Raw genomic sequence first — 13,449 nt, 5'->3', positions numbered from 1 at the left:
CTGTTATCGAGAGATAACAGCCATGTACTGAAACAAGGTTTAATCTAAATGTAGAGCCTGCGCGATTTTTTCCCATGGCACATACTTAAAGTTTTGGTTGCCCTCAGGCATACGCTTACGCCCATCTTGAACAACCAATATGCCGTGCTTCCATTTACCGCCAAAATTTTTAGAACTAACATCAAGGCCATCTGTTTCCGACACAGCATCAATCCCTTTTTCAGTATTAATGCCTACACGAAATACACCTCGAACCTTATAAGGTGCTGCTGCATCAAGTACTACGAAGCTGTCATTGCCCTGACTTGAAACCACCAAATAACTTTTGTCTTTGCCATGATAAAGTCCCATACCTTCTATATCTGCATGCATCACATCTCCAACAGCAATCACTTGTTGCATTGGAAGCTGTGTTTTCGGACTCAGATCTTTCACCCATACGGCGGCCCCTTCTTCACCCAAAAATATACGATCCGTAGCATCATCTACCACACAGCCTTCAGGTTGTGTTTTGACTGAAAAACGTTGAATTTCCTGGGCCTGTAATTTCTGGTGTGCTGCTGTAATATGATATTGAATGAAGGTGCCATTTTTATCGTTTGGAATGGCATAGATTTCACCTTGAGTATCTCGATACATACAAATGCCATAAATTTCATCTAAAGTGGTTGGCAGCTCTCCAAGCGTAGAGACCTTGCCAGTTTTAGGCTCAATGGCAAAGACATGTAGACTGTTATGATCTCGGTTAGATGCTACAGCCAGATCAACCACTTGATTTCCCCATTTAAAACCAGTGCGGACATCAACATTATTGAGACGTCCAACAGGCAAATACTGAACTGCCTTACCTTGCAAATCGCTGACCTGCAAGCCGCTTTGTTTGTCGGTCGCTAAGATGCGTGATTGGTCAGGCTGTGTAGTGTTATGCCAAATTGCTGGATCGTCGGCTGCATCACCTGTACTTGGAACACCTTCTGTCTCCACTTCGGCAGGAATAGTAATGATATTTTCTGTCTTTGAACCGACTTGTGTTTGCCATGCTACTTGTGCCGTTTTAATGGTTTTATCATCTAAAATCAGCAAAGATTTATCAGTTAAATTTCCACGAATACTCAGACTTTTCGCTTCGTTTAAACTATCAAATTGTAAGGGTTCTAAGGCTGTCCAATGCTTGCCTTGTTTTTTATAACGGTAAAGCAGAGGTTTTTCTTCATCAATTACGGCAACTTGGTCATCAACTATCGCTATTGCAGACGGTATACCTTGAATAGAACCAAAAGGTTGTACAAGATCAACAGCTCCACGCGTCATGTCAGCTTCAGAATGCGCTGGATAAACCCAGACACCAATGTTCTCCTCATTAATTAACAGCTCTGCGGTTGCATCATTGACTTTACATATATTACTTGTCGGAGGAAAACTTAAGCCCCGCACCAACTTCGGTTGAGCTATAGCCTTCTCATGATTAGCCACCAACCATTGTTCACCAATCCCTTCTTCACCTACTAAAAAGGCAAAGCTTAGCCCTTGCGAATCAGTATAGAGGCAAACATCTTCTGACTTAAACGAACGTTTTGGAATAAATATAGGTTTTTCCCAAACTTTACTTTTTAAGTTCATGCTCATCAGTTGAATTTGCTGTTGTTGCAAATTCGATGCAGCAATCAATAGACGTTCAGCACCTATACGATAATCAAAACGTCCAAATTGACCCTGAATTTGATGCACTACATTTTGTTTATCATCTAAAAATTGTAGTCCCTTATTTTTACTACTCAATAAGGTATCCACTTGAGGCCATGCACTTAAATTCAGCCATTGCACATCTTCAGTTTTGGCATCCTGAATATCAATTTCTTGAAGGTGAATTTTAGCTGCCATAGGTTGGTCAACCTGTGTCACTGGCAGATGACTGCTTTGTGCAGGTTGAAGAACCCTGTGTTGGCTACACGCCGTCAGTAGAAATAAACAACTCGTCAAAGCTGTTAGTCTAAAAGTTAAAAAATTCATAGAAATACTCAAATTTGGTAAAATTCTTCAGTTTTCCCCCGCAGAGGAAAACCAAGTACTAAAATTCAATTCGACTTAAAAGTGTGTGTAGGTCAGAGCCAATTTATAAGCAGGGCCATATTCTTCGTATTGGGCGTTATAGGCTTTAGTGCCTGCATAGTTGTAGTAGTGCTCGCCGGTGATGTTTTGCACATCAAATTTTAATTGTAAGTTTTTTGATAAATTCACATGACTACTAAAATCGAGAAACACTTGGTCATCGGTATAAATATCTTTTTCGGGCGTATCAATATTGCTTAGCTCATATAGGTAGCTCGATTTATAGTTTGCAGACAGACGCGCACCAAAGCGTTCATTTTCCCAGCCAATCATTGCATTACCTACAACATCTGATTGATTTGGCAAATGAATATGACGGCTCAGCAGCTCACCATCTTGCATCGAATCAATATCTGCTTCTGACTTACTAAATGTTGTATTAAAACCGAGTAGCAACCCATTCCATGGCGCAGCGAGATGATCAAACTTTTGTGAATACGCAAATTCCATCCCATATAACTTGGCACGATTACCATTTTTATAAGTAATCGCTTCATCAAAGTCAGCCCACTGCCCTGTTCCTGCAATATTGGCATTATAAATAAATTGATCGATATCTTTATAAAATGCATAGAAGCCGATCATACTGGCTTTGCCAAAATACTTTTCGACCCCTAAGTCAAAGTTCGAAGATTCCAAAGGTTTAAGCATTGGGTTGCCAAATTCTGCTTCATCGCCATCAATGTATACACCGGGTGCACTTTGGGCAAAGTTTGGACGAATAACACTATTTGTCCATGCTGCTCGAAGATAGGCGTTGTCAGCTAGTTGATAACGAAAATGTAGACTTGGTAACCAATGATCATAATCGTTTTCATATTTGGTTCCCGTAATTACATCATCATTAAACTCAAAACCTTGTGCTTCGAATTGGGTGTTTTCATAACGCAACCCCGCAATTACACGCAACCGATCGAAATCAATGGTATTCATGAAATAAGCTGCTTGAATATCTTCGTTCGACTTAAAATCGTTAATGATTGAACTGTCAGCAACTGCATAATCGTTTGGATTTAATCCGCTGATTTTATTATTGATTGCGCTTTCATTAATGGTTGGACCAAATTGACCGAGTTCATAATGACTATTTCCATTAAAGTCTGAACTTGAGGTACTTAAATCTTCATATTCCCATTCATCAGTATTGTTAGTTTTTTCACGTTGACTAATTTTGCCGCCAAACTTAAAAGATGCAGCATAGTTGCCCCACATATAGTCTTTAAGAAAATCTAATTTTCCATTGTATTCTTTATCGGTGGTTTTAGATTTTTCCCAAGACACTGAGTCCAACTCGTAATTTGCAGCGTCATAAAAGTCTTGATCTGCCATAATGACGGGCTTCTTCGTGCTGTTAAAACCAACACTCCTAAAGTCACCTTTGTATTTTGCACCAGAAATTCCACCCGGATTTTCTTCCGATGCTTCGCTATAGCCTAGTTGACCTTCTACAGTCCAGCTGCCAAAACCTTGCTTACCACCCAAAACAAAGGACTGAATTTCTTGTGTTTCCACACGGCTTTTTAAAGAGCGTGTAGCTTCTGCATCACCCCATTGTCCTGCAAATTGTGGATCAGAAAACTCAACCGCAGCTTCTTGTCTAGATTCAGTGTCTTTAAATCGGCTATATAAAGTTCTTAAATAGTATTCGCCTGTGTCATTAGGGCGATAATCTAAATTTAGACCCACCCCAATACGTTCACGTTCGATATCATATTGGCGCATTGCAGTTTCTTCGAGTGCATTGCCATCCCAAGCACCGCCTGTTTCAACATTATCTGAACCAAATTTTCGATTTTGGTAACTCAGTGCCAATGCAACTCCAAGGTTGTCTTGACCTTCACCCACACTAAAACGCTTACTTATTGCACCTGATGCTTTGGGGCTATATTTTTCACGTTTTTCATCATAACTACCCTCAATGGTTCCTGTATAAAATAATCCATCATGATCAAAAGCGGATAGGCTCTCGACTTGTACCGTTCCCCCTAATGAGTTGGCATCCATATCGGGTGTAAGAGTTTTCACTACAGTTAATGATTGCACTAACTCTGAAGGTAAAACATCGAGCGCTACCGCACGGCGGTCACTTTCAGGCGCAGGAACTAAGGTACCATTGATCGTCACTGAATTTAAATCGGGGCCTAGACCACGAATGGAAACAAAGCGGCCTTCGCCTTGGTCACGCTCTGTAGAAACACCCGGTATACGTTGCAATGCTTCTGCGGCATTATCATCAGGTAATTGACCGATCCCATCCGCATGCACCACACTACTAATTTGGTCAGCACGTTTTTGTTCTCTGAGTGCGTTATCCATACTGGCAGCTTGCCCAATAACTTGTACATATTCCACAGTATTATCTTGAGCATGCAGATCCATCATGCTCAACATCGAAAGAACCAAAGTACTGAGCTGAAAGCTTGCCCTCTTATGTTTCATTAAATGGTTATGACTATTTCGCATTGTGTGATTCCCCCTCAAGCCAAAGTGGCATGGTTTGAACGCACAATAGAAATTGAATATGAATCTCACATGACACTCATTTTTTATCTTTCCTATTTCAACCGTTTTTCACTATTTTTCAGAAAAAAATGAGCTGATTTGATCCGCCCATCACAAATATTTAGTATTTTTAAACACTGATCTGACATGAAAAGATATGAGTTTCATCGCGTTAAAAATCAAAAGATGGAAAATAGTCTGATCTATTTTGACTCTACCATTTGCCATCAAACTGTCATTTAAACCTGTTTAGCTTGAGCCAAAATAATTCATCTTAAAATGCTATGCCTAAATATCTCGCTTGTTACCGCTGGGCTTTATTGCTTTTAGGTGCGGCCTGTGGCCTATCTCTATGGCTATTCATCCAGCTTGGAAATATCAAGTCATTTCCAGAATGGAACTGGGTTGATATTTTAGGAGAAGGCGGTGCAACCGTTTTTATTGGCATCTGGATTTTCTTTCTTATTAAAAGCCGACCATTAGGACGCGTTACCAATTACATTTTTTACGGTCTATGTTTTACTTTTTTCCACATGTGGATGGATTCTTTAGATGAATTTATTCGTCTACCTAAGGATATTGCTTGGGATGCATGGTTAGAGTCTATTCCTTTCCCTATCGGACTTTATCTGCTTACGATGGGAATTTATTTTTGGCATCAAGAAGAGCTTGCCATTTCCAAACATATGCAAAAACGCGAACGTATTTATCGCGATCACCGTTTATTTGATGCTCTCACACCTTTAGCAGATGCACACTATTTTAAAGCTCAGCTTAAATCTGCAATGGAACAAAAAACAGATGAAATGGAGAACATGTCCGTTGTTCTACTCGACATGCATAACTTTAATCAGGTCAATCAAATGTACAGCTTTGATGAAGGCACGTCTGTGTTACAGCACATTTCCCAATTAATCAGTCTAAATTTACGTCCAAACGATCTCCTTTGTCGCTTTGCAGGAGATCGTTTCATTATGCTTTTGCCAAAAACCAACGTACAACAAGCCGAAAAAATTGCTTTACAGCTTGAACGCATGATTATGATCAGTGCGTATTATCACCGTGATTTGTCTGTACAAATTCCTTTAAAAGCCATAACCGCTTACTGTTCAGTGGGACAATATGAAACCACACAACAATTATTAAGTGCTTTAAATCAACAGTTAATTCACCTAAAGCAGCAGTCTTCAACTAAACGGGTCACTGTATGAGTTTTGAATGCGACTACAACTATATTCCTGCACATCATCAATTATCTATTTTAATTGATCTGTCAGCGAGCCATGAAGTCGATCATCACGTTTTGCTCAGAGGCAGTGGCATTTTTTTAGAAGACATTTTGTCAGGGCAAAAACTGATTAGCCAGCAGCAGCTACAACAAGTTTTAAGAAATGCTGAGCTATGTTTTCGCAATCAAGATATCAGCTTTTTATTTGGCCAACGCAGTTTAACGACGCCTTTTAACGATGCAATTAAATCTATGCTCTATGCATCTACTTTAAATGAAGCCTTGAACCGATATTTAATCTTTTTTGCCTCGGTTTCACCATGGTTATATCCACGGGTTATTTATAATCAAAATCAAATCCATATTTATTGGCTAGATGAAAACAAATTTGAAAATCGCTTTTTAATTGAAAGTGCAATGAGTTCGCTACAAGCTTTTAGCCGTCAACTCTACCAAGCTAAGTTACCTTGGAAATATGAATTCAACTTTTCTGAGCCTGATTATATTGAACAATATTGGACACATTTAGGGAATGATTTAGAATTTAATCGCCCAATGAATATGATGAGCTTACCGTGTGATTTCATACACAAACAACTTCCTAATGCCTCCTCGACCCTTGCAGCCATTTGCCATCAACATGCACTTCAACAAACTACGTCTCAAAACATTCAGCAAAGCTTTTTGCTCCGTTTATATCAATATCTAATGCAGAATATTCAAAATAATATTCAGCTTGAACAAACCGCAGAATACTTTCAAATGAGTTCTGCCAGTTTAAAAAGAAAACTAAAAAAACATCAGACTCACTTTCAAGCACAACTCGATCAAAGTCGTTTGCATACAGCCATTATTCTATATCGCGTACATGGTTTTAAAACTGAACAAATTTCTCAATATTTGAAAATTAATGATGCTACCAATTTTCGACGCGCTTTTAAGCGTTGGAGCGGCTTAACCGTACAATCAGCTCAGTCTTAATTTTATCAAAAAAGGAAAAATAAGCTGTTTTTATATGTTAATTACGTTTAAATTTCACCCCTCTTATTTTCCAACTAGCTCAGGTTATAATAATGGACTCCCAAAATATTGTTGATCTATTATGAACGCCTCCAATGACCCTTTACACGGCAAAAAACTTGCTGACATTTTGGATGAATTATTGGATTACTACGGTGGATTTGAAGGCTTAAGTCGTAAAATTGAAATTAGATGTTTTTGCATAGATCCAAGTGTTAAATCATCATTACGATTCTTACGTACCACACCATGGGCACGTGAAAAAGTAGAAAACTTATATTTGTATGTCTTACGCCAAAAAGCCAAACAGAAATCATAGCTATCAAAACTCTAGCCTCAGCATTTTAATTAGTGGTGGATTGCCACCACTCTTCTAGACAAAGTTAGTCTACTCTTAAGACTTTTTAGTAGGAAAATATGTATTCATAGCTTCCTAACAATTAAGCCCTATAAGTTGAATATTTAAACAATTCATTTAAGAAACATCTACACGCTTTTCATAAATTTTATTTTACTTTTACTATAAATCCCTAAGTTCAAGTGATCACACATGACTAAAAGAACAATAAATATTTATGGAGCCAGACAAAATAACCTTAAAAATATTTCATTAAAAATCCCAAAACATGAAATTGTTGTCTTTACTGGTGTCTCTGGCTCAGGTAAATCTTCTTTAGTTTTTGAAACCATTGGCGCAGAAGCTCAAAGACAAATTAATGAAACTCAAGATAGTTTTGTCCGCAATCGTTTACAGCATTTTGGCGTGGCTGACGTTGATAAAATTGAGAATTTAAATGTACCTGTCATTATTAATCAAAAACGTTTAACGGGTAACATTCGCTCAACCGTTGCAACAATTACAGATATTTACGCCAATCTTCGCTTATTATTTTCACGTATGGGTGAACCATTTGTTGGATATTCGAATGTTTTTTCTTTTAATCATCCTAATGGCATGTGTCCACAATGCGAAGGTATTGGTTTAGAGCAAACAATTGATATTAATAAAATATTAGATTTAGATAAATCCTTAAATGAAGAAGGTGCTATCAATTTTCCTACCTATCAACCTACAGCATGGCGTTGGACTCGATATGCAGATTCAGGTTATTTCAATTTAGATAAAAAGTTAAAAGATTATAGTGAAAAAGAATGGGACTTGTTGTTGTATGCTCCTCAACACAAACCTTTGAATCCAACAAGTAAATGGAGAAAAACTGCACTTTACGAAGGATTAGTGACCAGATTTGAACGTAACTTTTTAAAAGGAGAAACGCGGGAAAGAAATCGTTACGGGAATAAGCTTGAGCAAATTATTACAACCAAAGAATGTTCTTTATGCAAAGGCCAACGGCTTAATCAAAAATCTTTATCTTGTAAGATTAATGGAAAAAATATTGCGGAATGTACAGCTCTATCTGTATCAATGCTTTTAGAGTTTATAGAGTCCATAAAAAGTGAGAAATTTGAAACCGTTTTACATGAACTCATTAATAAACTGAGTAACTTAAACTTAGTTGGTCTCAGTTATTTAAACCTTAATCGTGTGAGCAATACATTATCGGGCGGTGAATCACAACGAATCAAAATGGTTAAACATTTGGGTAATAGTCTAGTTGATCTGCTCTACATTTTTGATGAGCCAAGTATTGGGCTGCATCCAAAAGATTTAGATAATATTATTAAAATCATTCAAAAGATTAGAGATAAAGGAAATAGTGTTTTACTGGTTGAACATGACCCTGATCTTATTAGAACAGCTGATCATGTCATTGATATGGGTCCTCTTTCTGGTGTCAATGGTGGTCAAATTATTTACCAAGGAACTTTCGAAGAATTAAAGAACTCATCAGGTTTAACAGGCCAGTTTTTTAAAAGACCAAATACCTATAAGAAAACACCCCGTATGAGTAATGAATGGATTTCGATTAAAAATGCTCATTTATTCAATCTAAAAAATATTGATGTCGATATTCCTAAAAATTGTCTAAGCGTTATTACAGGTGTTGCAGGCTCTGGAAAAAGTACGTTAATCAGTAAAGTCTTACCGCAACAATATCCTGAAACAAAAGTGATTGATCAATCTGCAATTACTGCAAGCATTCGGTCAAATTTACTGACCTATCTAGACCTTCTTGATCCGATTCGCCAACTATTTGCAAAAGCAAATAAAGTGAGTGCTAAGCTCTTTAGTTTTAACAGCGAAGGTGCTTGTCCTCAATGTAAAGGATCAGGTATAGAGAAAATTGAACTCGCATTTTTAGATGATGTCGAAATGACATGTGACCTTTGTCACGGCTCAGGATACGCCCCAGAGGTGTTAAAGTATCACTATAAAGATAAAAACATTGCTGAAATCTTAAAAATGACTGTTACAGAAGCCGGCCACTTTTTTGAAGATCGTAATTTACAACAGCAATTTAATTCATTGGTAAGCTTAGGGTTAGACTATATTGCAATCGGCCAACGCTTAAATACTTTCTCTGGTGGCGAGCGCCAAAGATTAAAACTCTCAAAAGAGCTCAATGAAACAGATAATATTTTTGTATTAGATGAGCCGAGTACAGGCTTACACCCTTCTGATACTGAAAAATTGATTAGTTTATTAAATAGCTTAGTTGAAAAAGGCAATACGATCATCGTTATCGAACATAACCTAGACATTATTAGCCAAGCAGATTGGATTATTGATATTGGTCCATTAGCTGGTGACAAAGGTGGTGAATTGGTGTTCTCTGGAACTGTTACTAGTTTGCTCTCCGCAGAAAAATCATTCACAGGCCACTATTTGAAAAAATATCTAGAGCTGTAAAGATTTGATTAACTAGCTTGGCACAACAGTGAATCAGATTTTGCTTGAAGCAGAGCGGCATGTATCAAGGAATAAATAAATGGAGTAATTAAAATCAACCGCTCCATTTAAAAATTAAAACCGATATCCAAATTTTAGACCATAGGCGATTGCATGATTGTCTTTAAAATCTGCCTGTTCTGCGAATGGTTTAATTCCTTCTATTGGCAAGTAATAAGTTCCATCTTCGGTTTTTGTATCACCTAACCAATAATATTTTATACCACCAGCTATAAAGTAGTTTTTAGCAGGGTTAAATTGGACACCTAAACCAAGCGACCATGAACCTTTGATTGGTCCCATTGTTGATGCAGGATCACCCGTACCAGAATCCCAACTTACATCTGTTGAAGCACCCCATTTTTCTGTAAATTGATGTGCGAGACCGACAGTCGCACTATATTGATCGTTCTGATAAGAATCGAGCTTAAAGCCTTGGGTATAAGCTCCACCAGTTGCCTCTTTCATAATAATTTCAGATAGAGCGCCATATTGCGGAGGGCGTGTTTCAAACTCTTTCCAATTCACCCATCTTAAATTCATATAAACAAGTGATTGTTCAGAAATACCTGTTTGAAAATCAATATTTAATGATGCTGGAGTCTCTAATTGGGTTTTCTCATTTTCAACGAGTTTTAGTGGTTCACCATAAATATCTTCATCTACTTGAAATTTATATTTGATTTTGGACCGATAGGTTACCGCTGCTTTTAAGGCAAGATCAGGTAATTGATAACTTCCTCCTAACAACCAACCGACTTCGCCTTCTTGTTTAAACTTAGCATTATAGCCATTAAAAGCCTGAGTATAGGCATTGCCCCGAAGACCTAGGTTTGCTTTTACGGTTTGATAAACTGGTCCACCGTAAATCTGAAAATGCTCAACTGGTGAATAACCCACAATCATACTTAAATTTTGAGTATCGGCTTTTACGAATGTACCTTGATGGCTAACGTCATTATCAAAATAACTATTATTAGAACGTGCCGGATATTTAATGTCAGCACTAAAAGGCTGATCGTATAACACACCAAAACTTAAACGATCTGTAAGTTGTAACTTTAGAGCAGCTGTATAGAACTGCGTACTTTCTGCAATATCGCCTGTATCACGACTTTGATGATCTCGTACAAGATCGGCTCTATCGTTGACTATGCCAGAAACAGATGAATCGACTGCAAATAAATTCGCTTCTGCATAATTACCGTTTTCTAGAAATGGCAAGATAGATTGGCCTGATTGTTCCAAGGCTGAAGCGTGACTAATGTTACTCACAAATACGCCAAGCATTCCTATTAAAATCGGATTTGTCCTATTAGTTGGCATTCCATTCATACCTATATCCTTTTTCGTTGTTATTTCCCAAAATCCTTAGGATAGTTTTTTATGTTTAGAGCCATATTTCACAACATGGCTCTAAAATTCTTTAAATCTATTTTCGTAATAAACCCAAACCGAAAAGACTTAGCCATACGACCTGCACTGGTAATAAAAACAGTTCAAGAAGTAAGGCTACTTTAGGAAAGCCTGAGAAAAGAAGTGCAGCAAATCCAACATATCCCAACCCAACCAAAACCAATGGGAAACCTAAAGCAGATTTGTTTTTTCTCAGAAGTAGTCCGTTAACTATTGCCCAGAAACCGATTGTCGGTCCTTCCATTGGCCATAAGCCATTTTGAGAGCCTTGCGAAATGGTAGCCCAAACAGTGCCCGCTGCCTGTTTAGCCATTTCATTTCCAGACATATATGTTTCAGCAAGTGGTCCTAATACAGAGGCCTGTAAAACAGCCCCTGCTATACCTAACATGGTTGAAATGACAAGGAATAAAATAGCGATATCGGACAACAACCCTCCCGAAGAGCGCAACTTTCTCCACAGATATACGCCCACAGCCAGAAACGGAAGATAAAAACCAAAACAATCAGAAATCATTGAAGTTCTGAAAAGTGCTTGGTCTTTTGCCGACAAAGTTAATGCAAATTCAGGTTTAAATATTTGATGCAAATCAAAACCTGTAACTGCAAGAAAACAAAGTAAGCAAGTTGCAGCCATTACCGTACCGATTAGTGCAACCCACGCTGTAAATACGTGTCCATCATCATATTGTTTAATCGAGTCCAAGGCGTCTTCTCCTAGAAAGTGCTGATACTCGTTCGTATTCGAAATAAGTACGTAGCGCAGCGATGAGACCCGGAATTAATGGGAAACGTTTAAATTTAGCGTGTCCTTTTTCTCCATTGGCAACAAACCAATGCTCGGTAAGCTCCGTTTTACGTTGCAATGCAAGATCAGCTAAAATTCGGCCATAATTTTGTGACATCATTACGCCCGCACCACTGTATCCATAGGCATAAGAAATACGACCATTATGAAGTGTGCCCACTTGAGACCTTACGTCAAAAGGAATAGAACAAGCGCCACTCCAACGTTGAGCAATTTTTAATTTCTGAAATGCAGGAAATACCTTTTTATACATTCGCTCAGCGGCATCATAAAACTGCACTTTCTGAGCTTCGTCCATAGAACGCCCTTCACCCACGTAGATATCACATAGGTTAAATTGCAATCTTCCATCTACAGTCGTTCTACAGGTTGGAGGACAATAAGTTGTTTTGTCATAAAACTGACCACGATGTTTCCAACCAAGCGCTTTCCAATCTTCATCAGTTAAAGGTTCAGTAATTAACTGATACACAAACATTGGAAGTTGTGCGCGTTTAAGCCCCAATTCTGGTTGTAGTAAATGGGTAAAACCATTTGTTCCCAATACAATATGTTTGGCTCTAACCTCACCTTCTGGGGTTTTGAGAATAAAGAACTTTTCCTTATCTTCTATATCTAGTACTGGTGTTTGCTCAAAAATTTGTGCGCCCGCAGCTTCAGCTATTCGCTTGAGTTCTCGAGAATGCTTTACAGGGTTGACTTGTCCAGAATGTGGCATTCGGCAACCACCAGAAAATGCATCACTATTTAGCGCTTGGCTGACTGTAGCTCGATCCATATACACACTGTCTTTTGAGCGAGGTTGATCGTGCCAGTATTGAGTAAATTGCTCTAATCTTTTTTCATGGCCGCGAAGTGTAGTAAATGTCACACCGGGCATTTCAAAATCGCTATCCATATTTTCGCGTTTGATTAGGTCCTGCACATAGTCCAGACCATTCCATGCGAAATTTTGAAGCTCAGTTAATCTTTCTTTTCCATAAAGTACTTTTGCAGTGGTGGGGTCAAGTACTGGAACTGGCACAACCCAACCAGATGTACGGCCTGAGGCACCAAATGCCACACATTCGCCTTCAAGAACAGCCACTGATGCAGCAGAGTCGGCTTTTTTTATGTGATAGGCGGTAGATAATCCAGTAAACCCTCCTCCAATAATCACCACATCTACATCGATGCTACCTTTAAGAGGTGGTGAAGGAATGTATTCGCCTGAGTGGGCTAACCAGAATGACTTATTTGCATGTGGAATATTATTCATCTAATGCTCCTTCCTTTGATATTTGATATTGCTCAGTCCACGTACCCATACTTTCGCCTATTCATTTTTTTTCAAAAAAAAGGCTTATCGCAAACTCAAGACATAATTTCTTCCCTGAAAAAATGTTGAGTGCTTTATCGCAATGCGTACGAAATCGTAGAGCTGAATATATATTGCTCCAACAATTACACAGTGTCAATGACACTGTGTAATTAAACATAGAAATTTAGCTTCTGATAAGAATGTTTAGAAAAAAG

9 protein-coding genes are annotated in these 13,449 nt (G+C 38.2%); 4 read left to right on the top strand and 5 right to left on the bottom strand.

Annotated features, from left to right (window positions below; translation table 11 throughout):
- Positions 1 to 39: 39 nt before the first annotated feature.
- Complete coding sequence (locus I7H67_RS16500; protein WP_198308346.1) at positions 40 to 2,010, bottom strand: phytase; 1,971 nt, start codon at positions 2,008 to 2,010, stop codon at positions 40 to 42.
- A gap of 75 nt (positions 2,011 to 2,085) precedes the next feature.
- Positions 2,086 to 4,572, bottom strand: coding sequence for a TonB-dependent receptor (locus I7H67_RS16495; RefSeq protein WP_198308345.1), 2,487 nt, complete (start codon positions 4,570 to 4,572; stop codon positions 2,086 to 2,088).
- A gap of 323 nt (positions 4,573 to 4,895) precedes the next feature.
- Between I7H67_RS16495 and I7H67_RS16490 the strand changes: the two genes are divergently transcribed.
- From I7H67_RS16490 to I7H67_RS16475, 4 genes are all read left to right on the top strand, one after another.
- Positions 4,896 to 5,822: a GGDEF domain-containing protein gene (locus tag I7H67_RS16490; protein ID WP_198308344.1), complete on the top strand. Its 927-nt coding sequence runs from the start codon at positions 4,896 to 4,898 to the stop codon at positions 5,820 to 5,822.
- Positions 5,819 to 6,820, top strand: a complete 1,002-nt coding sequence (locus I7H67_RS16485; RefSeq protein ID WP_198308343.1) for an AraC family transcriptional regulator — start codon at positions 5,819 to 5,821, stop codon at positions 6,818 to 6,820. The genes I7H67_RS16490 and I7H67_RS16485 overlap by 4 nt, the downstream gene beginning before the upstream one ends.
- A 121-nt stretch (positions 6,821 to 6,941) precedes the next feature.
- Positions 6,942 to 7,178: a VF530 family DNA-binding protein gene (locus I7H67_RS16480; RefSeq protein WP_004961824.1), complete on the top strand. Its 237-nt coding sequence runs from the start codon at positions 6,942 to 6,944 to the stop codon at positions 7,176 to 7,178.
- 231 nt (positions 7,179 to 7,409) lie between these two features.
- Positions 7,410 to 9,671, top strand: coding sequence for an ATP-binding cassette domain-containing protein (locus I7H67_RS16475; protein ID WP_198308342.1), 2,262 nt, complete (start codon positions 7,410 to 7,412; stop codon positions 9,669 to 9,671).
- Between the two features lie 114 nt (positions 9,672 to 9,785).
- Here I7H67_RS16475 and I7H67_RS16470 read toward each other — a convergent pair whose 3' ends face one another.
- The 3 genes from I7H67_RS16470 to I7H67_RS16460 all read right to left on the bottom strand — a co-directional run bounded on the left by I7H67_RS16470 (position 9,786) and on the right by I7H67_RS16460 (position 13,192).
- Complete coding sequence (locus I7H67_RS16470; protein ID WP_013197871.1) at positions 9,786 to 11,045, bottom strand: outer membrane protein transport protein; 1,260 nt, start codon at positions 11,043 to 11,045, stop codon at positions 9,786 to 9,788.
- A 97-nt stretch (positions 11,046 to 11,142) separates the two neighbouring features.
- On the bottom strand, positions 11,143 to 11,832 hold the full coding sequence (locus I7H67_RS16465) for a DUF4386 domain-containing protein (protein ID WP_151768691.1): 690 nt from the start codon (positions 11,830 to 11,832) through the stop codon (positions 11,143 to 11,145).
- Complete coding sequence (locus I7H67_RS16460; protein ID WP_005305377.1) at positions 11,819 to 13,192, bottom strand: NAD(P)/FAD-dependent oxidoreductase; 1,374 nt, start codon at positions 13,190 to 13,192, stop codon at positions 11,819 to 11,821. Before I7H67_RS16460 ends, I7H67_RS16465 begins: the two co-directional genes overlap by 14 nt.
- Positions 13,193 to 13,449: the final 257 nt, after the last annotated feature.

Source organism: Acinetobacter sp. ACIN00229 (assembly GCF_016106645.1).
GTDB lineage: Bacteria > Pseudomonadota > Gammaproteobacteria > Pseudomonadales > Moraxellaceae > Acinetobacter > Acinetobacter oleivorans.
This window is presented reverse-complemented; position numbering and strand designations above follow the sequence as displayed.